This window comes from Vibrio sp. S9_S30, from assembly GCF_014694455.1.
Lineage (GTDB): Bacteria > Pseudomonadota > Gammaproteobacteria > Enterobacterales > Vibrionaceae > Vibrio.
Genome location: NZ_JAAUWT010000001.1, coordinates 134,810 through 158,063 on the forward strand (window position 1 = coordinate 134,810; position 23,254 = coordinate 158,063).

A 23,254-nucleotide genomic window follows, 5' to 3' on the forward strand; every position below is an offset into this window, starting at 1 on the left:
CTTGATTGAGACATTCTCCGACTGCAAACGCTGGTTGTTTGAACCAGCACCCCAAGTGTTGTTTGATAGACAGCTACTTTGGCTGTCGTTTGGGCTAATGCTCATCGGTTTGGTTATGGTGACATCCGCCTCTTTCCCCGTGAGCAGCCGTCTTACTGATACCCCCTTTTATTTTATGTATAAACAGCTTGCGTTCTGCATAGTTGGGCTTGCTGCGGCTTCTGTCGTGGTTCAAATTCCGATGGATCGTTGGTTTCGATACAGCCACATATTATTGGGGATTTGCTTTGTTCTATTGATTTTCGTACTGGTGGCCGGTAAATCCGTGAATGGTGCGTCTCGTTGGATCCCGCTGGGAGTTTTTAACTTACAACCAGCAGAGTTGACCAAATTGGCTCTTTTCATGTTTATGGCGGGCTATTTGGTTCGTAAGCAGGATGAAGTCAGGAAAACGTTCTTTGGTGGTTTTATGAAACCCATCATCGTTTTCGGCCTTGTCGCATTGTTACTGTTGGGGCAGCCTGATTTGGGCACCGTAATCGTCATGCTGGTCACCATGTTTGGCTTGTTGTTCATTGCAGGTGCCAAATTATGGCAGTTTTTAGCACTGATGATGGTTGGGATTGCTGGTGTTGTTGTACTTATATTGGTTGAACCTTATCGAGTACGACGCGTAACGTCTTTTCTAGACCCATGGAATGATCCTTTCGGTAGTGGCTATCAGCTGACTCAATCCTTAATGGCTTTTGGTCGAGGTGGTTGGTTTGGTCAGGGATTAGGCAACTCCATCCAAAAATTAGAATACCTACCAGAAGCGCATACCGACTTTGTTTTCGCGGTCATCGCAGAAGAACTAGGGTTTGTTGGCGTTAGTATTGTACTGATGCTGATTTTTGCATTAGTCCTGAAAGCGATATTCATTGGAAAAAAAGCGTTTGAAGCCAAGCAAATGTTTGGTGGGTATTTGGCATTTGGTATAGGGATATGGTTTGCTTTTCAAACTCTAGTTAACGTCGGTGCCGCTGCTGGTATGGTTCCGACGAAAGGTTTGACTCTGCCGCTTATTAGTTATGGTGGCTCCAGCTTAATAGTGATGTGTGTCGCGGTGGCGATATTGATGCGGATAGATCACGAGCGGCGACTGTCGCAACAAATGAAAATTTCTGAACATAAGAACTCAAATGAAACAAAATAAACGTTTATTGGTGATGGCTGGTGGTACTGGAGGGCATGTTTTTCCTGGCTTGGCTGTCGCTAAATGCTTGCAAGAACAAGGGTGGGAAATTCGCTGGTTGGGTACGGCAGACCGTATGGAAGCTGACCTTGTGCCAAAGCATGGTATTGACATCGATTTTATTCAAGTGAAAGGGCTTCGAGGACAAGGGGCGTTAAAATTAATGAAAGCGCCTTTTCAAATTCTCAATGCTATTTTCCAAGCCAAGAAACACATCAAAGCTTGGCAGCCGGATGTTGTGCTAGGAATGGGCGGATACGTCAGCGGTCCTGGCGGTGTTGCGGCGTGGTTGTCGGGTATTCCTTTGGTTCTTCATGAGCAAAATGCGGTAGCAGGCTTGACGAATCAGTGGCTATCAAAAATAGCAACTAGGGTCTTTCAGGCATTTCCTGGTGCTTTTAAACATGTTCCTGTTGTCGGGAATCCTGTCAGGCAGGATGTCATTGCTCTTGGGTCAGCAGAATCCCGAGTAGCATCTCGTGAAGGTGATATTCGAATCCTAGTGATGGGGGGGAGTCAAGGAGCGAGAATCCTAAATACCACGTTACCTGAAACAGCACCTTTGCTTGGAAAAGGTTATATTATTCGCCATCAAGCGGGCAAAGGAAATCAAGAGTCAGTCCAATTAGCTTACGAAAGCGCCGATCTTCAAGTCGAGGTCACAGAGTTTATTGATGACATGTCAGCAGCTTATGAATGGGCTGATCTCGTCGTTTGCCGTTCCGGTGCATTAACCGTATCCGAGATTTCTGCCGCTGGTGTGGGAGCGATCTTTGTGCCTTTCATGCATAAAGATCGCCAGCAAGCGCTGAACGCCGATCATCTTGTCGATGCTAATGCGGCGATTATGATCGAGCAACCGGATCTTACCGCAGAAAAACTGTCAGAAACCATAAAGCGGCTGAACAGAGCAAGCTTGGTTCAGATGGCCATCAATGCTCAAAAATCGGCAAAGCCAAATGCTGATCAAGACGTAGCAAACGCGATTATAGAATTAACTCAACAGCCTGTTGACCGATAGAATGAGAAACCCAAAATGACAATAGAACACAACCAAGATATCTCTCAACTCCGTGCAATGGTGCCAGAAATGAGAAGGGTGAAGTCCATTCATTTTGTTGGAATTGGTGGTGCAGGAATGAGTGGTATCGCTGAAGTGCTGCTCAACGAGGGGTATCACATATCAGGCTCAGATCTAGCTGAGAACCCAGTAACAAAAAGGTTGAGCGACAAAGGGGCAACCATTTATTTGGGTCATGATGAAAATAATATTGAAAAGGCCAGTGTGGTGGTGGTCTCAACAGCCATTAAGAAAGATAACCCTGAATTGGTTGCAGCAAAAGAAAAGCGCATCCCTGTCGTGCGTCGTGCTGAAATGTTGGCGGAATTAATGAGATTTCGACATGGTATCGCTGTGGCTGGAACCCATGGTAAAACAACGACAACGGCACTTGTCACACAGATCTATTCGGAAGCGGGGCTTGATCCAACCTTTGTAAATGGTGGATTGGTGAAAAGTGTAGGTACAAATGCTCGCTTGGGTTCTAGCCGAATTCTTATCGCAGAAGCTGATGAAAGTGACGCGTCATTCTTACACTTGCAGCCGATGGTCAGTATTGTTACCAACATTGAAGCTGATCATATGGATACCTATGGCGGTGATTTCGAAACCTTAAAACAAACCTTCATTGATTTCCTCCATAATTTGCCATTTTATGGGCAGGCTATCATGTGTATCGATGATCCAGTTGTTCGGGAATTGATACCCGGAGTGAGTCGGCAGGTAATTACGTACGGATTTTCAGAAGATGCAGACGTAAGAATTGAAAATTATCGTCAAGAGGGGCAGCAAGGAAAGTTCACGGTTGTCCGGAAAGGCAAAGCTAACTTAAATATTAAATTAAACATTCCAGGCAAGCACAACGCGCTAAACGCGTCGGCGGCCATTGCTGTCGCAACAGAAGATGATGTTGCAGATGATGCCATATTAAAAGCGATGGCGGGCACTCAAGGGACTGGGCGTCGCTTTGATCATTTGGGCGAGTTCGAAACAGGTCGTGGTAAGGCAATGCTAGTGGACGATTATGGCCATCATCCTAGTGAAGTGGATGTCACCATTGATGCAGCAAGGGCTGGATGGAAAGACAAGCGATTGGTCATGGTATTTCAGCCACACCGGTATAGCCGAACGAGGGATTTGTATGATGATTTTGCAAATGTACTCGAAAAAGTAGATGTGCTGATTATGTTAGACGTTTATTCAGCCGGAGAAGCACCCATTGCAGGTGCTGATGGTCGCGCCCTATGCAGGACGATCCGTAGCCGAGGAAAACTTGACCCAATTTTTGTTTCAGAGACACAGAATTTACCAAGTGTACTTGCGAACATTCTCCAAGATGGTGACCTAGTATTAACACAAGGCGCTGGTGATGTTGGTAAAGTCGCCAAAGTGTTGGCTGGTTTAGAGTTAAACGTAGAACGCATGCGTCAGGAGCAGTAGCCAAGCCTTTATTTTGTCTGTTTTTTGTCCGATGTGTCACACTAGACCATATTTATTCTAGTGGTTGATGGACTATAGGATGATGGTCAGTATAATTGCCAGTTTGAGTAAATCAGTCGAATTATCTTTAGTTTTAGGATGTTCTGCTCCAAACTGGTTCAAGAATATCGTTAAAGAATTGATAGCATTGGTATGCACTCAGTGAGCTATGAAAGCGAAATAGAAACATACGAAGCGTTACCCAAGCCACACAATACATTCTTGGGGATAGGTTTTCTAATCGTTATCGTTTTGTTTATTGGTTGGTTGATGTTTTCTACATTAAATTGGATGTGGGATGAGCAACGATTACCATTATCGAAATTAGTATTGCAAGGCGAACTGACCCATGTGCAGCCAAAAGAGGTGCAACGTGCCTTTGCTTCTTTCGAGCATATTGGCACCTTCATGTCTCAAGACGTCAATGAGCTTCAGGATGCCTTACTCGCTTTGCCGTGGGTCGCGAGAGTATCGATACGTAAACAATGGCCGGACACAATTAAAGTATACTTAGTTGAGCACAAAGCACAGGCTATATGGAATGGTGTTTCCTTGATCAACATGGAAGGAAATGTATTTGATGCCGATATTGCCGAGTTGACGAGCGAAAAGATTAAACTCTATGGTCCTGAAGGAAGTCATCAGCAAGTCTTGCAAGCTTGGCAAAAGATTCAAGAGTTACTGGCTCCGGTTGATCTTACCGTTTCTTCCGTACTTCTCAACGACAGACGTGCATGGCAAGTTATTTTGACGAGCGGAATACGTTTGGAACTTGGAAAAGAAGCACTTCTTGAACGAATAGCACGTTTTGTCGCACTTTATCAAAAGCTTGGCTCAAAATCGCAACAGATTAGTCATATCGACTTACGGTATGATACAGGAGCGGCGATAGGTTGGTTTCCAAATCAGGATTTAGTACAAGAGAGCACAAATGACTAAAACCACAGATGACAACATCATTGTTGGTCTTGATATTGGTACTGCGACCGTTTCCGCTTTGGTAGGCGAGTGCCTACCAGATGGGCAGATTAATATCATTGGTGCCGGCACAAGTCCTTCGAGAGGAATGGACAAGGGTGGCGTGAATGATCTTGAATCTGTGGTCAAATCAGTACAAAGGGCTGTGGATCAAGCCGAATTAATGGCTGAATGCCAAATCAGCAAAGTATTTATTTCGCTCTCAGGGCGTCATATTGCGAGTCGGATTGAAAAAGGAATGGGAACCATTTCAGATGAAGAGGTCTCTCAGGACGATATGGATCGTGCGATCCACACAGCAAAGTCAATAAAAATTGGTGAAGAGCAGCGGATTTTACATGTTATTCCTCAGGAATTTACTATTGATTATCAAGAGGGGATCAAGAACCCACTTGGTTTATCCGGTGTCAGGATGGAAGTCAGCGTTCATCTGATTACTTGCCATAACGATATGGCGAGAAATATTATTAAAGCAGTAGAGCGTTGCGGGCTGAAAGTTGAACAACTGGTTTTTTCTGGGTTGGCTTCAAGCAATGCAGTCATCACTGAAGATGAGCGAGAGCTTGGTGTTTGTGTGGTTGATATTGGCGCTGGGACAATGGATGTATCCATTTGGACTGGCGGTGCATTAAGGCATACGGAAGTCTTTTCCTACGCAGGCAATGCAGTAACAAGTGACATTGCATTTGCATTTGGTACGCCTGTTAGCGATGCTGAAGAGATAAAAGTAAAGTACGGTTGTGCACTTAGTGAGCTTGTCAGTAAAGACGATACCGTCAATGTTCCGAGTGTTGGTGGTCGTCCGTCTCGAAGTTTGCAACGACAAACACTATCGGAAGTGATAGAGCCCAGATATACTGAACTTATGGGATTAGTCAATCAGACGATCGATCTTGTTCAAGACAAACTGCGTGCCGAGGGGATTAAGCACCATCTCGCAGCAGGGATTGTATTAACGGGTGGAGCGGCACAGATTGAAGGCGTTGTGGAATGTGCCGAAAGGGTTTTTCGCAACCAGGTTAGAGTCGGTAAGCCGTTGGAAATCAGTGGTTTAACTGATTATGTTAAAGAGCCGTATGATTCTACGGCGGTTGGATTACTTCACTACGCAAAAGACAGCCAATTCTCCGAAGATGGTGATTACAACGAACCTAAGCGACAATCTAATGTTTCTGGGTTGTTTCAAAAAATGCGTAATTGGATACAGAAAGAGTTTTAACCTGAAATACAGGAAAAACGGAGATAACAAATGTTTGAACCGATGATGGAAATGTCTGACGATGCGGTAATTAAAGTCGTTGGAGTTGGTGGTGGCGGTGGTAATGCCGTAGAGCACATGGTGCGTGAATCTATTGAAGGCGTGGAATTCATCAGTGTCAACACAGATGCTCAAGCACTTCGTAAAACGAGCGTAAACAGTGTCATTCAAATTGGTGGTGATATCACCAAAGGTCTTGGAGCTGGCGCAAACCCGCAGGTGGGTCGTGAAGCGGCTCTTGAAGACAGAGATCGACTTAAAGAAATCCTAACCGGTGCCGATATGGTATTTATAGCAGCGGGTATGGGTGGTGGCACAGGTACAGGTGCCGCTCCAGTCATCGCCGAAGTAGCGAAAGAATTGGGTATTCTAACGGTCGCTGTAGTGACGAAGCCATTTGGATTTGAAGGCAAGAAACGTCTTGCTTTCGCAGAACAAGGCATCGAAGAATTATCAAAGCATGTTGATTCTTTGATTACTATCCCAAATGAAAAGCTGCTTAAGGTATTAGGACGTGGTGTCACTTTACTTGAAGCTTTTGCAAGTGCGAATGATGTGCTTAAGAACGCAGTACAAGGTATTGCGGAATTGATTACTCGCCCAGGCATGATTAACGTTGACTTTGCAGATGTGCGCACTGTGATGTCGGAAATGGGTCATGCAATGATGGGAAGCGGTGTTTCTAAAGGAGAAGACCGTGCAGAGGAAGCGGCAGAGACGGCAATTTCTAGCCCTCTTCTGGAGGATATTGATTTAGCTGGCGCAAGAGGTGTTCTTGTGAACATCACTGCAGGTTTGGATATGCGCTTAGACGAATTCGAAACTGTCGGTAATACTGTAAAAGCATTTGCATCGGATAATGCGACGGTGGTTATTGGTACATCTCTGGATCCAGACATGACCGATGAAATCCGCGTTACGGTTGTTGCAACTGGGATTGGCAATGAGAAGAAGCCTGAAATTACTCTAGTAACAGGCGCTTCTAAGCCACAAAATACCATGTCAGCTCAACAGACAGTAGCACCATCAGCCAAAATTGAAGAAAAAACGGCACAACCTTTGCAAGTGAATAACTTGTCGAAAGGTGAAGAGATGAAGAGTCAGCCAGCTGCACCAGCTAGCCCTTCAACTCCTGCTCAAGGTGGTGCAAACGCTGCACCAAAGCAGGAAAAAGAGAATGGTTACTTGGACATCCCAGCGTTCTTAAGGCGTCAAGCTGACTGATGAGTGTAAGAGATAATTGATATTCGTCAGAAACGTGGTAGCATGTGCGGTCGAATTTACGGTCTCACGGCTGGTATACGTAGTAGGGGTAGGTAAATGATCAGACAAAGAACTCTGAAAGAGATGGTGAAGACAACCGGAGTGGGTTTACACTCGGGCAGAAAAGTCACGCTTACTCTTCGTCCCGCCGCGGCAAATACAGGTGTTATTTATCGCAGAACGGATATGAATCCGCCGGTTGATTTCCCTGCGGATCCTGCCTCAGTTCGTGACACCATGCTGTGTACAGCACTGGTGAATGACGACGGCATCAGAATCTCAACGGTTGAACATCTCAATGCTGCATTGGCTGGTATGGGAATTGACAACGTTATTGTTGAAGTAGATGCGCCGGAAATCCCTATCATGGATGGCAGTGCGAGTCCATTTGTCTATTTGTTGCAGTCAGCTGGTATTGAAACGCTCAAAGCCCCTAAACGTTTTTTACGTATTAAGAAAAAAGTTCGCGTTGAAGATGGTGACAAATGGGCGGAGTTAGTTCCCCATAATGGCTTCCGTATGGATTTTGCTATTGAGTTTGATCATCCTGCAATTGAATCTGACGAACAGCGCCTACTTTTTGACTTTTCTTCTCAAGCGTTTGTTAAAGATATCTCAAGAGCACGCACTTTTGGGTTTATGAAGGATATTGAATACCTTCAATCTCAGAATTTGTGTCTCGGTGGTAGCTTTGATTGTGCTATCGTTCTGGATGAATACCGGATTCTTAACGAAGAAGGCTTACGTTTTCATAATGAATTTGTCGTGCACAAAGTACTTGATGCAATTGGCGACTTGTACATGTGTGGTCATAGTATTGTGGGTGAACTTCGCGCTTATAAGTCAGGTCATGCAATGAACAACAAAGTACTAAGAGCAGTACTAGCGGATCAAGAAGCGTGGGAGTGGGCTACTTTCGAAGAAGAAGTGGGTTCTCCAGTTGCGTTTGGTGAGCCTAATATGGTTTTTGCGTAATAGTGAATACAAAGAATTATAAAAACCAGGCATTTGTCTGGTTTTTTTGTGTTTGAAAATAGGCTTTTACTACTGAATTCTCCTATCTTGAGAATTTGGCTATTTTTTATCTCTCACCAAATTGACGATATTTACTGATTTGCTGGGATTCAAGAAGATCATTTCGCAGTGTCGGTCTGCGATAGCGCATAACCATTTTCCACTCATCGACTCCGAGGCTTCTGTATTCCTAGTGTGCAGAGCTGTGGTCTTTGAATACCAGCCTTTGGGTAAGATCTTGCCTCTGCATCTAAAAATCCTGAAGGATTATTGTCCGAACATCGAAAAATTCTAAACCTGTTTCAAACAATTGGTAATAGCCATGGTTGTCAATTTGATTATCACTTAATATACGGGGCAAATTTGATAATTAAGATCAGCGCTTGAAATTGAAAGGTGCCGCCTCAATATTCTTACAAACATGATGTATCTCAGTATTCTTAGTTCGAAACTGGTAGAGACTGAAAGTTACAAGGATAGATCGAGCACGATCTAAACAGAGAGATTCACTGAAAATGATAACTAAGCTACTGACAAAAGTAATTGGCAGCCGCAACGATCGAACCCTGCGTCGTCTGCGAAAAATAGTCAAAGAAATTAATAGTTACGAACCAGAATTTGAAACATTATCTGATGAAGAACTGAAAGCGAAGACCGTCGAGTTTCGCGAGCGCCTAGAAAAAGGTGATTCTCTAGATAGTTTGCTTCCGGAAGCATTTGCAACGGTTCGAGAGGCGTCTAAACGCGTTTTTGGTATGCGGCATTTCGACGTTCAGCTTATTGGCGGCATGGTACTTAATAACGGTCAGATTGCTGAAATGCGCACAGGTGAAGGTAAAACTTTAACTGCAACGCTTCCTGCTTACCTTAATGCCCTTCCAAGTAAAGGGGTGCACATTGTAACGGTGAATGACTACTTAGCGTCTCGAGATGCAGAAACAAACCGTCCACTTTTCGAATTCCTAGGGATGACGGTTGGCGTTAACGTACCGAACATGCCTCCTTTAGCGAAAAAAGAAGCCTATCAAGCGGATATTCTTTACGGAACAAACAATGAGTTTGGTTTCGACTATTTACGTGACAACATGGCTTTTAGGGATGAAGACCGTGTCCAGCGAGAGCGTTTTTTTGCTGTTGTCGATGAGGTGGATTCCATTCTTATCGATGAAGCGCGTACGCCATTAATCATCTCGGGTCCTGCTGAAGACAGTTCGGATCTTTATACTCGAATTAACACCCTGATTCCTAGCCTTGTTCGCCAAGATAAGGAAGACACGGAAGAATACCGTGGTGATGGGCACTACACTCTGGATGAAAAGTCCAAACAGGTTCACTTGACGGAGAACGGTCAAGAATTTGTTGAAGAGTTGATGATAAAAAATGGATTGATGGAAGAGGGCGATACGCTTTATTCCCCTGCCAATATTAGCTTGCTTCACCACGTTAATGCCGCGCTGCGTGCTCACGTATTGTTTGAGCGCAATGTGGACTACATCGTTAATGAAGATGATGAGGTCGTCATTGTTGATGAGCATACTGGTCGTACAATGCCTGGGCGTCGCTGGTCTGAAGGTTTGCACCAAGCGGTAGAAGCGAAAGAAGGGGTGAAAATTCAGAATGAAAACCAGACGCTTGCGTCTATTACATTCCAGAATTTCTTCCGCTTATATGAAAAACTGTCGGGCATGACAGGTACTGCAGATACAGAAGCGTTTGAATTTCAATCGATTTATGGTTTGGAAACCGTGGTTATTCCAACCAACAAACCGATGATCCGTAATGATATGCCTGATGTGGTGTATCGCACGGAAGCAGAGAAGTTCAATGCCATCATTGAAGACATCAAAGAGCGCGCCGCAAAAGGTCAGCCGTCTTTGGTTGGTACCGTCTCTATTGAGAAGTCAGAGTTGCTTTCAAATGCGTTGAAGAATGCAAAAGTTAAGCACAATGTACTGAATGCGAAATTCCACGAAAAAGAAGCGGAAATTGTTGCTCAAGCTGGTATGCCAGGTGCGGTTACCATTGCCACTAACATGGCGGGGCGTGGTACCGATATCGTATTAGGGGGGAGCTGGCAAGCGAAGTTGGAACAACTCGATAATCCTTCCCAAGAGCAGATCGAACAAGTGAAAGCCGATTGGAAAGAAGTGCATGACCAAGTACTTGAGGCCGGTGGTTTACATATTATCGGTACTGAACGTCATGAGTCTCGTCGTATCGATAACCAGCTGCGTGGTCGTTCTGGTCGTCAAGGTGATGTGGGTTCATCACGTTTCTACTTATCAATGGAAGACTCATTGCTTCGAATCTTTACTTCTGATCGTATGGCAAGCCTTATCCAAAGTGGAATGGAAGAAGGTGAAGCGATTGAAAGTAAAATGTTGTCACGTTCAATTGAGAAAGCGCAGCGTAAAGTCGAAGGTCGTAACTTCGATATTCGTAAGCAGCTTCTTGAATTTGATGATGTTGCTAACGATCAGCGAAAAGTTGTATACGAGTTGCGTGACGAACTCATGAGTGCCGACGACATCAGTGACATGATTGAACAAAATCGTACGGATGTGTTCGATAACGTCATTAGTGAATACATTCCACCTCAGTCTCTAGAAGATATGTGGGATGTGAAAGGTCTTGAAGACCGTTTAAAAGCGGACTTTGACTTAGCAATGCCTATCCAAACTTGGCTTGATGACGATGACAAGTTATACGAAGAAGCTCTTCGCGAAAAAATTCTAGGTATGGCCGTTGAAGCATACAAAGAGAAAGAAAAAGTAGTCGGTGAACATATTCTACGTAACTTTGAAAAATCGGTGATGCTGCAGACGCTTGATACTCTATGGAAAGAGCACCTTGCAGCGATGGATCATCTTCGCCAAGGCATTCATTTACGTGGCTATGCGCAGAAGAACCCGAAACAGGAATACAAGCGTGAGTCGTTTGAACTGTTTGAAGGCTTGCTGGATTCACTCAAAATGGATGTGATTACGGTACTGAGTAAAGTTCGAGTTCAGCAGGAAGAAGAAGTAGAACGTATGGAAGCGCAACGCCGTGCTCAGGCAGAAGAAGCCGCACGACGTCAGCAGTTCCAGCATCAGCAAGCTGAAAACCCGTTGTCGGATGGTGAACAGGAAGAGGCTGGTCAACAACATCCGACTCAGCGTGAAGAGCGCAAAGTAGGGCGCAATGAACCTTGCCCATGTGGTAGTGGTAAGAAGTATAAACAGTGCCACGGTAAGATTTAATTTTCTCTCTTCCTTAAAAGAGCCGCCGTTGCGGCTCTTTTTGTACTTGTCCACTTTGCCATCTTGTACAAAGAATAAACCTTGTTTAACTGTGGTAACTTTCGAGCCTTTACGTTACATTGATCACATCGTAACAAATGGAGAACTTACGCAATGGTAAAAATTGCGATTGCAGGAGCAGCGGGTCGTATGGGCCGCAATTTGGTAAAAGCCACCCACCTGAATTCTGATGCGCAGCTTGGCGCAGCCTCTGAAAGACCAGAATCTTCTCTTATCGGCGTCGATGCTGGCGAATTGTGCGGTGAAGGTCATTTTGATATCGCTTTGGTTGACGATTTTGCGAAAGCGGTTGAAGAATTTGATGTCATTATTGACTTTACTGCCCCAGTGAGCACTTTAGCTAATATTGAACTTTGTAAGCAACATGGGAAGCATATCGTTATAGGTACGACGGGGTTCTCAGATGACGAGCGAGCACAGATCGATGAAGCGGCAAAAAGCATCCCTATCGTCATGGCACCAAACTACAGTGTAGGTGTCAACTTAGTCTTTAAATTGCTAGAGAAAGCAGCAAAAGTAATGGGCGATTACTGCGATGTTGAGATAGTTGAAGCGCATCACCGCCATAAAGTGGATGCCCCTTCAGGTACCGCCATTGGTATGGGAGAGGCGATTGCCGGAGCGATGGGTAACCAGCTGAGTGATGTCGCGGTTTATGCTCGTGAAGGCATTACGGGTGAACGCACTAAAAATGAAATTGGTTTTGCGACTATCCGTGCTGGTGATATTGTCGGTGAACATACCGCTATGTTTGCAGATATTGGTGAGCGTGTAGAAATCACCCATAAAGCGACTGACCGCATGACATTTGCTAATGGTGCGGTAAAAGCTGCTGTTTGGTTAGTATCAAAACCCGCTGGCTTCTACACAATGACTGATGTTCTCGGTCTGAATGAGCTTTAATTAAATAATTATGCGCTAGAACCCTCTAGCGCATAACTTCACTTCTTCTATCTTTTGCAAAATAAAGACGCAATATCCGCCATTTTCTCTAATGTTAATCTTCTTATTTAGGCGTCTTAAGCTCAATTTGTACGCAAACGACTTAAAATGAACATTAACTTGTAACGAATTATCGTTTGCTTTTTCCATATAATCAATTTTCTTATGTTTTTTACTAAATAATGGTATTTTTCATGAACAATATGCATTTGACACGTTGTTGTAGGAAGATAAGTTAGATTTATATGGCTTTTGCACCAATTAATGTGTTTTAGCAGACAAATGATAAATTTCTTTTACTGAGAATGTTGACACAAATCACAGTGATCACTAGAATACCGCCAATTTGTCTAAATTCCCCAAAAGCGCGTTTTTATAACGAATTTAGGGCTGAGTTTGCAATTAAATACACTTTTAATGCATTTTTATTCTGGAGGTTGCCTTGAGTAAGTCAGCACTGTTAGTCCTAGAAGATGGGACTGTGTTCCATGGACAATCCATTGGAGCAGATGGCTCAGCTGTTGGTGAAGTCGTTTTTAACACCTCGATGACGGGGTACCAAGAAATCCTCACTGATCCTTCCTATTCTCAACAAATTGTTACTCTTACTTACCCTCACATTGGCAATACCGGAACCAATTCCGAAGACGAAGAATCTTCTTCCATTCATGCACAAGGCCTTGTGATTCGCGATCTCCCTCTTATCGCTTCAAACTTCCGTAACGAACAATCTCTTTCTGATTACCTTAAATCGCAAAATATTGTTGGCATTGCTGACATTGATACGCGCAAGCTAACCCGTATTCTACGTGAGAAAGGTGCTCAAAATGGTTGTGTGGTAGCAGGCAATAACCTTGACGAAGCTTTGGCTCTTGCTAAAGCAAAAGAATTCCCTGGTTTGAAAGGTATGGATCTTGCGAAAGAAGTTACAACAAAAGAAACGTATCAATGGAAACAAGGTTCGTGGACGCTCGAGGGTGGTCTTCCGGAAGCAAAAGACGATGCTGAGCTGCCATACCACGTTGTTGCCTACGACTTCGGTGCAAAACGTAACATTTTGCGTATGCTTGTCGACCGCGGTTGCCGCCTAACGGTTGTTCCTGCCGAAACGTCAGCAGAAGACGTGTTGGCTCTCAATCCAGACGGTGTGTTCTTGTCTAATGGACCGGGTGACCCAGAGCCTTGCACTTACGCTATTGAAGCCACAAAAGTTTTCCTTGAAAAAGGTCTTCCCATTTTTGGTATCTGTCTTGGTCACCAAATCTTGGCACTGGCGTCTGGTGCTCAAACGGTGAAAATGAAGTTTGGTCATCATGGTGCAAACCACCCAGTAAAAGATTTGGATCGCAATGTTGTCATGATTACCTCTCAAAACCACGGTTTTGCAGCGGATGAAGAAACGTTGCCAGAAAACCTTCGCGCGACGCATAAGTCACTGTTCGATGGCTCTTTACAAGGTATTCATCGCACAGATAAGCCGGCATTTAGTTTCCAAGGGCATCCAGAAGCAAGCCCAGGCCCACACGATGCTGCGCCACTATTTGATCACTTTATCGAACTAATTAAACAGCACTCAGCGTAATTTGGAGTAGAGAGAAAATGCCAAAACGTACTGACATACAAAGTATTCTTATTCTGGGCGCTGGTCCGATCGTTATCGGTCAGGCATGTGAGTTTGACTACTCTGGTGCTCAAGCATGTAAAGCACTTCGTGAAGAAGGCTATCGAGTTATTTTGGTTAACTCGAACCCTGCAACCATCATGACAGACCCAGAAATGGCAGATGCAACCTACATCGAGCCAATTCAATGGGAAGTTGTTCGTAATATCATTGCTAAAGAAAGACCTGATGCGGTTCTACCTACCATGGGCGGTCAAACGGCATTGAACTGTGCGTTAGATTTAGAAAAGCACGGCGTTCTTGAAGAGTTTGGCGTCGAGATGATTGGTGCCACGGCGGATGCGATTGATAAAGCAGAGGACCGTTCACGTTTCGATAAGGCGATGAAAGCCATTGGTCTTGAGTGCCCTACTGCTGATACGGCAAAAAGCATGGAAGAAGCTTACAAAGTTTTAGACATGGTTGGCTTCCCTTGCATCATTCGTCCATCGTTCACTATGGGTGGCACTGGCGGTGGTATCGCATACAACAAGGAAGAGTTTGAAGAGATTTGCCGCCGTGGTCTGGATCTGTCTCCAACCAATGAGCTTCTTATCGACGAATCTCTAATTGGTTGGAAAGAATACGAAATGGAAGTTGTTCGCGACAAAGCTGACAACTGCATCATCGTATGTGCAATCGAAAACTTCGATCCAATGGGGATTCACACGGGTGACTCAATCACCGTGGCTCCAGCTCAAACGCTAACAGACAAAGAATACCAACTCATGCGTAACGCTTCACTCGCCGTACTGCGTGAAATTGGTGTCGAAACAGGCGGTTCGAACGTACAGTTTGGTATCAACCCGAAAGATGGTCGTATGGTTATCATCGAGATGAACCCTCGTGTATCTCGCTCTTCTGCTCTTGCGTCTAAAGCAACAGGTTTCCCTATTGCGAAGATTGCCGCGAAGCTTGCGGTAGGCTTTACGCTTGACGAGCTAATGAATGATATTACAGGTGGTACCACTCCCGCTTCATTCGAGCCAACCATTGACTACGTTGTTACTAAAATTCCTCGTTTCAACTTTGAAAAATTTGCAGGAGCAAATGACCGTCTGACAACTCAAATGAAATCAGTCGGTGAAGTTATGGCGATTGGTCGTAACCAGCAAGAATCTCTACAAAAAGCACTGCGTGGCTTAGAAGTCGGAGCAAATGGTTTCGATGAAATGGTTGATTTAGACGCTCCCGATGCATTGTCTAAAATCCGTCATGAGCTGAAAGAAGCGGGCGCAGAGCGAATCTGGTACATTGCCGATGCATTCCGTGCAGGGTTGTCAGTTGATGGTGTATTTAATCTCACTCAAATCGATCGCTGGTTCTTGGTTCAAATTGAAGAACTTGTGAAACTCGAGAACGAAGTGAAAGTGGGCGGCTTTGCTGGTCTTACTCAAGAAGTGCTAAGCAAAATGAAGCGCAAAGGTTTCTCTGATGCGCGTCTATCGAGCTTGCTGGGCGTCTCTGAAAGCGAGATTCGTCGTCTACGTGACCAGTATGACATTCACCCTGTGTACAAACGTGTTGATACGTGTGCAGCTGAGTTCTCTTCAGATACGGCTTACATGTACTCATCTTACGATGACGAGTGTGAAGCGAACCCAACAGATAAAGACAAAATCATGATCTTGGGTGGCGGTCCCAACCGTATTGGTCAAGGTATTGAGTTCGATTACTGTTGTGTTCACGCCTCACTAGCGCTACGTGAAGATGGCTACGAAACTATCATGGTGAACTGTAACCCTGAGACGGTTTCGACAGATTACGATACTTCTGATCGTCTGTACTTTGAACCAGTAACACTGGAAGACGTACTCTCAATCGTTCGTGTTGAAAAGCCCAAAGGTGTGATTGTTCAGTATGGTGGTCAAACGCCGCTGAAATTGGCTCGTGCTTTAGAAGCGGCGGGTGTACCGATCATAGGGACAAGCCCAGATGCAATCGATCGAGCTGAAGACCGTGAGCGTTTCCAAGTTGCGGTTGACCGTCTTGGTCTTTTGCAGCCACAGAATGCAACCGTAACAACAATGGAGCAAGCGGTAGAGAAATCTCGTGAAATTGGCTTCCCATTAGTTGTGCGCCCCTCTTACGTACTGGGCGGTCGTGCGATGGAAATCGTATACGACGAGCAAGACTTACGTCGCTACTTCAACGAGGCAGTCAGCGTATCAAACGAATCTCCAGTGCTGCTTGATAGCTTCCTAGATGACGCGGTCGAAGTGGATATTGATGCGATCTGTGATGGAGAGCGCGTTGTTATCGGTGGTATCATGGAGCACATTGAACAAGCAGGCGTTCACTCAGGTGATTCAGCATGTTCTCTTCCTGCATACACGCTAAGCCAAGAAATCCAAGACGTGATGCGTGAGCAAGTTGAAAAGCTCGCGTTTGAACTGGGTGTTCGTGGTCTAATGAACACGCAGTTTGCGGTTAAGAATAATGAAGTGTACCTCATCGAGGTTAACCCTCGTGCAGCACGTACAGTTCCATTCGTATCGAAAGCCACTGGTGCGCCAATCGCTAAGATTGCTGCTCGTGTCATGGCGGGACAATCTTTAGAATCTCAAGGTTTTACCAAAGAAATCATCCCACCATACTACTCAGTGAAAGAGGTCGTTCTTCCATTCAATAAATTCCCAGGCGTAGACCCATTATTAGGTCCAGAAATGCGCTCTACTGGTGAAGTGATGGGGGTAGGCGCAACGTTTGCAGAAGCATACTCGAAAGCGGAATTGGGTTGTGGCAATATTTACCCAGAAGGTGGTCGCGCACTTCTTTCTGTTCGAGAAGGTGACAAGGAGCGTGTCGTTGATTTAGCCTCCAAGCTTTCTAAGCTTGGCTACCAGTTAGATGCGACGCACGGTACAGCGGTTATCCTTGGTGAAGCGGGCATCAATCCTCGCTTAGTCAACAAGGTACACGAAGGTCGTCCTCACATTCTTGATCGTATCAAGAACAACGAGTACACCTACATCGTGAATACCGCTGCAGGCCGTCAGGCGATTGAGGATTCGAAAGTACTGCGTCGCGGTGCTCTTGCAGAGAAAGTAAACTACACAACCACGTTAAACGCTGCGTTTGCTACTTGTATGGCGCATACAGCCAACGCGAAAACAAGCGTCACGTCTGTTCAGGAGCTGCATGCGAAAGTGAGAGAAAGTTTAAAGGCATAGCATAATTATCAGTTTCTAATAAACAAATCTGACCCGCTCACTGAGCGGGTTTTTTTGTACATTTACTTTTATATGTCATTGCGAATGAGTGGGGGACTAGAAACAAAAACAATCGTAAGTGATAAGATAGCATCGTCAAACATAATCAGTCACAACCTGGCGTTTTCATGCCAAAGAAGGCGCGCTCATCTCCATTTTTGGAGAGGTTTCCTGAATCCGTTCATGAGAGTCAATGAGGGGGGCTAGAAAGAGACGATGATGTTCGCTACGCCAGTTGAAACCAGACAAATAAAATGCGTTGATTGTGGAGTTGGAATCGAAGCGAACTCTTGGGTTGGGATCTACGCATTCATCACTTAAAAGCTTATGTTGAAAAGTATCCGCCTCTGCTGCCCATCAAGTATATATCAGATCTGACAGAGAACCGTTTTGCTAGAAAGCTACAACCCTACCTTCATCTTTTGTCGCTGGTTCGTTCTATGGTCATAGGAATGCGAGTAATAGGCAGCTTTTGTTTGTTGAGCGACCGAATGCTGCCGATGGATTGATTGGACTAATTTCTTTTAGGTTATGTCGAATTTGTTGAGATCCCAATACGACGAAAGGTCGCTATAAATAGCGACCTTTCTAAATAATGGTACCGGTGGGCGGACTTGAACCGCCACGCCCGAAGGCAACGGATTTTGAATCCGTCGTGTATACCAATTTCACCACACCGGCATCTTTGGGCTATTGCCCTTTCGATGATTGGCATTATACGGATGACTTAAGCAGGTGCAAGAGTTAAATCTTTAAAAACCATTCGTTTGGTGATTATTTCATCATAAGTACTCGTGCTGTGCGCTAAGTCACTTCCAAATTCTGGTACTAGTTTATATTCTGTCGCTTTCCAACGATTACCCATGTGAGAGTTATGTCTTTACAAACGAACCCTGCAGGATTGCTTCGAAGGCTAGGCGCATTGATGTATGACGCCCTTATTATACTTGCCATAGAAATGATGGCTGGGGGATTAGTGATTGCGATTCTGTTTGCTTTCAACGCGGCAGGTTTAATGGATTACGGAAGCTACGTTGATGCAAGCGACTTGTTAACCAATCATCCAGTTTGGAGTGTCCTGTATACGGGGTATCTCGCGGCAGTGTGGGTTGGGTTTATTGTTTTCTTTTGGACGAGAGCGGGGCAAACCTTAGGAATGCGGGCGTGGAAGTTACGTGTGCAAAATGAGGATGGCTCCTCTATTACTGTGACTCAAGCATTAATCCGAGTTGCAACATCCGGTTTTGGCTTGGCTAATCTGACCGTACCATTTGATCCCAAGAAACGTGCTTTTCATGATATTTGGGCGAAAACCCAAGTGGTTGTGTTGCCTAAAGCGAATTAACCAAAATCAAACTAACCAAAACAACAGAAAAGGAGGTAGCCCCTCCTTTTTTGTTGTTTATTATTTTGGCTGATGCTTACACTTTTCGCCGCATCAATAAGATGGCGATACTCATGAATACCACACTAGGCATAAGCGCGCCCACAGGGGCTGGGAGATTGTAGAGCAAGCTGGCGTTACTGAAGGTTTCTGCGAATATGTAGAAACCAAACCCTGCAATAACACCGGAAAGGATTCTCGCTCCCATGGTTACGCTGCGAAGTGGTCCAAAAACAAAAGACATGGCGACAAACATCATGACGCCGACAGAGATTGGCTGAGTTGCTTTACGCCAAAAGGCCAAATCGTAGCGGCTTGCATCTTGCTCCGAATCTTTTAGGTAGGTTACGTAGCTCCAAAGCTCGGTGAGCGGTAACTCTTCCGGCTGAACCGTTACGACTGCTAGCTTGTCTGGGGTTAAGGTGGTTGTCCATTCCTGAATGTCGATTTTTTGCTTGGATATTTCAACGTCATTTTTAAATTCGGTTTTAACGACATTTTTTACTTGCCATGTTCTTTCCGACACGTAGTCCGCTTCTTCCGCAAACATGCTATAGGCGAGCTTCTTATCTTCATCAAAGAACCAAATGTTTACACCTTGCAATCTCTCCCCATTTACACGACCCACATAAATGAAGTTGCTGCCATCTTTCGCCCAGACACCGCTTCGGACAGACACAATGTTGCCTCCGGATACTGCAAATGTACGGAGTTCTCGTGCCATTTTTTGAGTAGCGGGTGCGCCCCATTCGCCAAGCATCATAACGATAATCATGATAGGAATGGCCGTTTTCAATACTGAAAAGCCAATGTCTAGCTTGGAGTAACCAGACGCTTGCATCACTACTAGCTCGGAACTTGCCGCTAACATCCCAAGCCCAATTAATGCGCCGAGCAATACGGCCATTGGGAAAAACAATTCCACATCGCGCGGTAGAGCCAGCATGACATAGTAAAAAGCGAGTAATGCATCGTAGCTGCCTTCGCCAACCGCTCTCAGCTGTTCAACATATTTGATGATGGCGGATAGACCGACCAACGTCGTCAGAGTTAAAGCGGTCGTCGAGATTATTGTTCGACCAATGTACCAATCGAGGATCTTAAACACGCTTTACGCCACCTTTCTTTTGAAATTGTCTTTTAACTGCCGCAAGAAGGTGCTGTCCATACTATTGAGCAAGATACCCAAAAGAAGAGCGACACCATTGATGAACCATAACCCAATGGAAGCGGGTAAACTGCCTTCTTCAATTGCGGATTTGCCGGAACTCAGTAGCAAGAAGTAGGTGAGATAGATAAGTACCGCCGGTGCCATTTTCGCAAAGCGACCCTGGCGGGGGTTCACTGCGGAAAGTGGGATAACAATCATCGTGAGTAGTGGAATACAAACGATAAGAGAAATTCGCCATTGGAGCTCAGCTTGGTCACGTTTGTCGTCTGAGTTGATGAGATCGAGTGTTGGCGTCGCCATTAAGCTCAATGAACGTTGTGTCGCTGCTCGTTGCCCTATTAGAGCTTCATACTCTTTGTAATCGGTAATCATGTAATCGAGGCGAGTTGGGATACCTTCGTATCTTTTGCCATCATACAGGGTAAGAACTTGACGACCATCAGACAATTCTTGCATCTTTCCTGTGTCCGCAAACATGACACTAGGTCGGATAGAACCTCTTGGTAGTACCTGTGCAATAAAAACATTCTTTAATTCTTTCTTTTCAATCTCATCGACAAAAACGACAGCGGATCCGTCAGGAGAAGCTTGAAATTGCCCTTTTTGCAGTAAATCTATGCTGTTGTCCGATTCAATTTCAGAGAATATTTGGGTGATTTTCTGTTGACTCCAAGAAGATAACCACAATGAATTAAACGCCGCTAAAGCCCCTGTAATGATCGCCAAGCTCAGTGCTGCCTGAATCAAGAATTTGTTCCCGATTCCGGTTGCATTCATTACGGTAATTTCACTTTCAGCGTACAACCGCCCGAAAGTGAGCAATATGCCAAGATATAAACTTAAAGGGAGCATAAACATACCCATCGTGGGCATGTTTAAGCCGACCAGTGTTAAGATCAAACGTGCAGGCACATCGCCATCAGAGGCGTTAGACAGTACTCGAATGAATTCTTGGCTAAGAAAGATCAAAAACAGGACTAAAAATACCGCAAATTGAGTCTTGATTGTCTCGCGGATCAAATATCTAACAATAATCACGCTGAAATCACCTATAGAAAACTTGTTTTTTTAATTGAATCACTATAATTTCTCGTTGAATCTTTTATTTTTAAATCTTTGGCTAATTGTTAGTCAACATAATGGGCTTAGCATTCCAACGTGAATATTTTATTCTAAGTGTGCATTATCTAACATTTAGTTCAGTTTGTCTTCAGGATGTAGGAGTACGCATGGAGTTCAGTGTAAAAAGTGGCAGCCCTGAGAAGCAGCGCAGCGCATGTATCGTTGTCGGTGTTTTTGAGCCTCGCCGTCTTTCTCCAGTAGCGGAGCAGCTCGATAAAATTAGTGATGGCTACATCAGTTCACTATTACGACGTGGTGACTTGGAAGGTAAACCAGGGCAGATGCTACTTCTGCACCAAGTACCTGGTGTTCTATCTGAGCGCGTTCTACTTGTAGGCTGTGGTAAAGAGCGTGAGCTTGGCGAGCGCCAATACAAAGAAATTATTCAGAAAACCATCAGCACACTTAATGAGACAGGCTCAATGGAAGCCGTCTGCTTCCTAACAGAATTGCACGTTAAAGGACGAGATACTTATTGGAAAGTTCGTCAAGCAGTCGAGTCAACAAAAGATGGTTTGTACACGTTTGATCAATTCAAAAGCACGAAACCAGAAACTCGTCGCCCTTTGCGTAAGCTTGTATTCAATGTGCCAACTCGTCGTGAGTTGAACATAGGGGAGAAGGCTATCTGTCATGGTTTAGCCGTTGCTTCCGGCGTAAAAGCGTCGAAAGATTTAGGCAATATGCCTCCTAATGTTGCGAATCCTGCTTATCTTGCTTCTCAAGCTCGTCGATTAGCCGACGAGCACGAAACGGTATCGACCAAGATCATTGGCGAGCAAGAGATGGAAAAGTTGGGTATGACATCTTACTTGGCGGTTGGTCGTGGTTCTCACAACGAATCTCTCATGTCCATCATGGAATACAAAGGTGCACCAGATTCTGAAACCAAGCCCATTGTATTAATAGGTAAGGGGTTGACGTTTGATTCCGGTGGTATTTCGTTGAAGCCGGGAGCGGGCATGGATGAAATGAAGTACGACATGTGTGGTGCAGCATCGGTATTCGGTACGATGAAGGCTCTGGCTAAATTGAATCTTCCAATTAATGTAGTGGGGATTCTAGCGGGCTGTGAGAACATGCCAGGCAGTAATGCTTATCGTCCTGGTGACATCTTAACAACGATGTCAGGCCAAACGGTTGAAGTATTAAACACGGATGCCGAAGGTCGCTTAGTTCTTTGTGATGTATTAACTTATGTAGAACGTTTTGAGCCTGAGTGTGTTATTGACGTAGCGACATTAACTGGTGCATGTGTTGTCGCATTGGGTCACCACATCAGCGGTGTGATTTCGAACCATAACCCACTTTCTCATGAACTGATTAATGCATCTGAGCAAGCGGGCGATCGCGCATGGCGTTTGCCAATGGGTGAAGAGTACCAAGAGCAAATTGCGAGTCCGTTTGCTGATATGGCTAATATTGGTGGTAAATCAGCAGGTACAATTACAGCGGGTTGTTTCTTATCGCGCTTTACTAAGAAATACAATTGGGCGCACCTAGATATCGCAGGTACGGCTTGGAAATCGGGTGGGAAAGATAAAGGCTCTACAGGTCGCCCTGTCTCAATGCTGGTCCAATTCCTTCTTAACCGAAGTGGCCAGGATACTGAAGAGTAAATCTTCACATTTTTGAAAGGGCCGACAGGCTCTTTCTTTTTAACTGGCTTTTCTTTTTAACGAATTTTGGCTTTGTAACTGAGTTGTAATACCTGATGGCAACGGCAACATTTTATCTGATCAAAGAAAACAGCCCTCAGTCTGAAGAACTGGGCTTTCATGCGTATGTTGTTTTTCTTGCCCACCATTTTGCCAAGCAGGGTGCGAAAGTGTACGTTAACGCTGAAAGTCAAAAGTGTGCAGAAGCGGTCGCGGAACTGTTTTGGCAAGCGGAGCCTGACACATTTGTTGCCCATAACTTGGTGGGGGAAGGTCCCAAATCAGGAACGGGTATCGAAATTGGCTACTCCAATGTGAAGCCAGCATGGAACAGACAGATCGTTATAAATATGGCGAATGATGAGACAACTTTTGCTCCAACCTTTGGTCAAGTGGTAGACTTCGTTCCCTGCGAAGAAAAAGCTAAGCAACAAGCTCGAGAAAGGTATAAAATTTACCGCCAAGCTGGATATCAGCTGGAAACTATCGAGATTCAACATCCTTAGTCAAACCTTAT

16 protein-coding genes and 1 tRNA gene are annotated in these 23,254 nt (G+C 44.8%); 14 read left to right on the forward strand and 3 right to left on the reverse strand.

Features of this window, described 5'->3' with window-relative positions:
• Position 1: 1 nt before the first annotated feature.
• The 11 genes from ftsW (at position 2) to carB (ending at position 17,363) form a co-directional block, all read left to right on the forward strand.
• Positions 2 to 1,195, forward strand: coding sequence for a cell division protein FtsW (gene ftsW, locus HC752_RS00665; RefSeq protein ID WP_190333429.1), 1,194 nt, complete (start codon positions 2 to 4; stop codon positions 1,193 to 1,195).
• A complete protein-coding gene (gene murG / locus HC752_RS00670; RefSeq protein WP_190333158.1) occupies positions 1,182 to 2,255 on the forward strand; it encodes an undecaprenyldiphospho-muramoylpentapeptide beta-N-acetylglucosaminyltransferase in 1,074 nt (357 codons plus the stop codon). Before ftsW ends, murG begins: the two co-directional genes overlap by 14 nt.
• Positions 2,256 to 2,270: 15 nt before the next feature.
• Positions 2,271 to 3,734, forward strand: a complete 1,464-nt coding sequence (gene murC / locus HC752_RS00675) for a UDP-N-acetylmuramate--L-alanine ligase (RefSeq protein ID WP_190333159.1) — start codon at positions 2,271 to 2,273, stop codon at positions 3,732 to 3,734.
• Between the two features lie 192 nt (positions 3,735 to 3,926).
• On the forward strand, positions 3,927 to 4,712 hold the full coding sequence (locus tag HC752_RS00680) for a cell division protein FtsQ/DivIB (protein ID WP_190333160.1): 786 nt from the start codon (positions 3,927 to 3,929) through the stop codon (positions 4,710 to 4,712).
• Positions 4,705 to 5,970 carry a cell division protein FtsA gene (gene ftsA / locus HC752_RS00685; RefSeq protein WP_190333161.1) on the forward strand — a complete coding sequence of 422 codons (1,266 nt, stop codon included), beginning with the start codon at positions 4,705 to 4,707 and terminating at the stop codon, positions 5,968 to 5,970. The genes HC752_RS00680 and ftsA overlap by 8 nt, the downstream gene beginning before the upstream one ends.
• Before the next feature lie 30 nt (positions 5,971 to 6,000).
• The gene (gene ftsZ, locus HC752_RS00690) at positions 6,001 to 7,233 is read left to right on the forward strand and encodes a cell division protein FtsZ (RefSeq protein ID WP_190333162.1); all 1,233 of its coding nucleotides are present in this window, start codon (positions 6,001 to 6,003) and stop codon (positions 7,231 to 7,233) included.
• Between the two features lie 96 nt (positions 7,234 to 7,329).
• The gene (gene lpxC, locus HC752_RS00695) at positions 7,330 to 8,247 is read left to right on the forward strand and encodes a UDP-3-O-acyl-N-acetylglucosamine deacetylase (RefSeq protein ID WP_190333163.1); all 918 of its coding nucleotides are present in this window, start codon (positions 7,330 to 7,332) and stop codon (positions 8,245 to 8,247) included.
• Between the two features lie 554 nt (positions 8,248 to 8,801).
• The gene (gene secA, locus HC752_RS00700) at positions 8,802 to 11,528 is read left to right on the forward strand and encodes a preprotein translocase subunit SecA (RefSeq protein ID WP_190333164.1); all 2,727 of its coding nucleotides are present in this window, start codon (positions 8,802 to 8,804) and stop codon (positions 11,526 to 11,528) included.
• A gap of 153 nt (positions 11,529 to 11,681) precedes the next feature.
• Positions 11,682 to 12,491 (forward strand): 4-hydroxy-tetrahydrodipicolinate reductase, encoded by an 810-nt coding sequence (gene dapB, locus HC752_RS00705; protein WP_190333165.1) that lies wholly within the window; start codon positions 11,682 to 11,684, stop codon positions 12,489 to 12,491.
• A 481-nt stretch (positions 12,492 to 12,972) separates the two neighbouring features.
• A complete protein-coding gene (gene carA / locus HC752_RS00710; protein WP_190333166.1) occupies positions 12,973 to 14,112 on the forward strand; it encodes a glutamine-hydrolyzing carbamoyl-phosphate synthase small subunit in 1,140 nt (379 codons plus the stop codon).
• Between the two features lie 17 nt (positions 14,113 to 14,129).
• Positions 14,130 to 17,363: a carbamoyl-phosphate synthase large subunit gene (gene carB, locus HC752_RS00715; protein ID WP_190333167.1), complete on the forward strand. Its 3,234-nt coding sequence runs from the start codon at positions 14,130 to 14,132 to the stop codon at positions 17,361 to 17,363.
• Between the two features lie 635 nt (positions 17,364 to 17,998).
• On the opposite strand, the gene HC752_RS00720 is transcribed toward carB, so the two are convergent.
• Positions 17,999 to 18,083: transfer RNA gene (locus HC752_RS00720), tRNA-Leu, on the reverse strand.
• Between the two features lie 193 nt (positions 18,084 to 18,276).
• Between HC752_RS00720 and HC752_RS00725 the strand changes: the two genes are divergently transcribed.
• Positions 18,277 to 18,747, forward strand: coding sequence for an RDD family protein (locus HC752_RS00725; RefSeq protein ID WP_190333168.1), 471 nt, complete (start codon positions 18,277 to 18,279; stop codon positions 18,745 to 18,747).
• Between the two features lie 76 nt (positions 18,748 to 18,823).
• Here HC752_RS00725 and lptG read toward each other — a convergent pair whose 3' ends face one another.
• Positions 18,824 to 19,894 carry an LPS export ABC transporter permease LptG gene (gene lptG / locus HC752_RS00730; RefSeq protein ID WP_190333169.1) on the reverse strand — a complete coding sequence of 357 codons (1,071 nt, stop codon included), beginning with the start codon at positions 19,892 to 19,894 and terminating at the stop codon, positions 18,824 to 18,826.
• Positions 19,895 to 19,897: 3 nt separating this feature from the next.
• Complete coding sequence (lptF, locus tag HC752_RS00735; RefSeq protein ID WP_190333170.1) at positions 19,898 to 20,995, reverse strand: LPS export ABC transporter permease LptF; 1,098 nt, start codon at positions 20,993 to 20,995, stop codon at positions 19,898 to 19,900.
• A gap of 191 nt (positions 20,996 to 21,186) precedes the next feature.
• Between lptF and pepA the strand changes: the two genes are divergently transcribed.
• Both pepA and HC752_RS00745 read left to right on the forward strand, forming a co-directional pair.
• Positions 21,187 to 22,698 carry a leucyl aminopeptidase gene (gene pepA, locus HC752_RS00740; RefSeq protein ID WP_190333171.1) on the forward strand — a complete coding sequence of 504 codons (1,512 nt, stop codon included), beginning with the start codon at positions 21,187 to 21,189 and terminating at the stop codon, positions 22,696 to 22,698.
• A 95-nt stretch (positions 22,699 to 22,793) separates the two neighbouring features.
• A complete protein-coding gene (locus HC752_RS00745) occupies positions 22,794 to 23,243 on the forward strand; it encodes a DNA polymerase III subunit chi (protein WP_190333172.1) in 450 nt (149 codons plus the stop codon).
• Positions 23,244 to 23,254 lie beyond the last annotated feature (11 nt).

Bases quoted from the DNA above. Each gene is read 5' to 3' on its own strand.
- murG (WP_190333158.1), top strand. From the start codon at position 1,182: ATGAAACAAAATAAACGTTTATTGGTGATGGCTGGTGGTACTGGAGGG.
- murC (WP_190333159.1), top strand. From the start codon at position 2,271: ATGACAATAGAACACAACCAAGATATCTCTCAACTCCGTGCAATGGTG.
- HC752_RS00680 (WP_190333160.1), top strand. From the start codon at position 3,927: ATGCACTCAGTGAGCTATGAAAGCGAAATAGAAACATACGAAGCGTTA.
- ftsA (WP_190333161.1), top strand. From the start codon at position 4,705: ATGACTAAAACCACAGATGACAACATCATTGTTGGTCTTGATATTGGT.
- ftsZ (WP_190333162.1), top strand. From the start codon at position 6,001: ATGTTTGAACCGATGATGGAAATGTCTGACGATGCGGTAATTAAAGTC.
- lpxC (WP_190333163.1), top strand. From the start codon at position 7,330: ATGATCAGACAAAGAACTCTGAAAGAGATGGTGAAGACAACCGGAGTG.
- secA (WP_190333164.1), top strand. From the start codon at position 8,802: ATGATAACTAAGCTACTGACAAAAGTAATTGGCAGCCGCAACGATCGA.
- dapB (WP_190333165.1), top strand. From the start codon at position 11,682: ATGGTAAAAATTGCGATTGCAGGAGCAGCGGGTCGTATGGGCCGCAAT.
- carB (WP_190333167.1), top strand. From the start codon at position 14,130: ATGCCAAAACGTACTGACATACAAAGTATTCTTATTCTGGGCGCTGGT.
- HC752_RS00725 (WP_190333168.1), top strand. From the start codon at position 18,277: ATGTCTTTACAAACGAACCCTGCAGGATTGCTTCGAAGGCTAGGCGCA.
- pepA (WP_190333171.1), top strand. From the start codon at position 21,187: ATGGAGTTCAGTGTAAAAAGTGGCAGCCCTGAGAAGCAGCGCAGCGCA.
- HC752_RS00745 (WP_190333172.1), top strand. From the start codon at position 22,794: ATGGCAACGGCAACATTTTATCTGATCAAAGAAAACAGCCCTCAGTCT.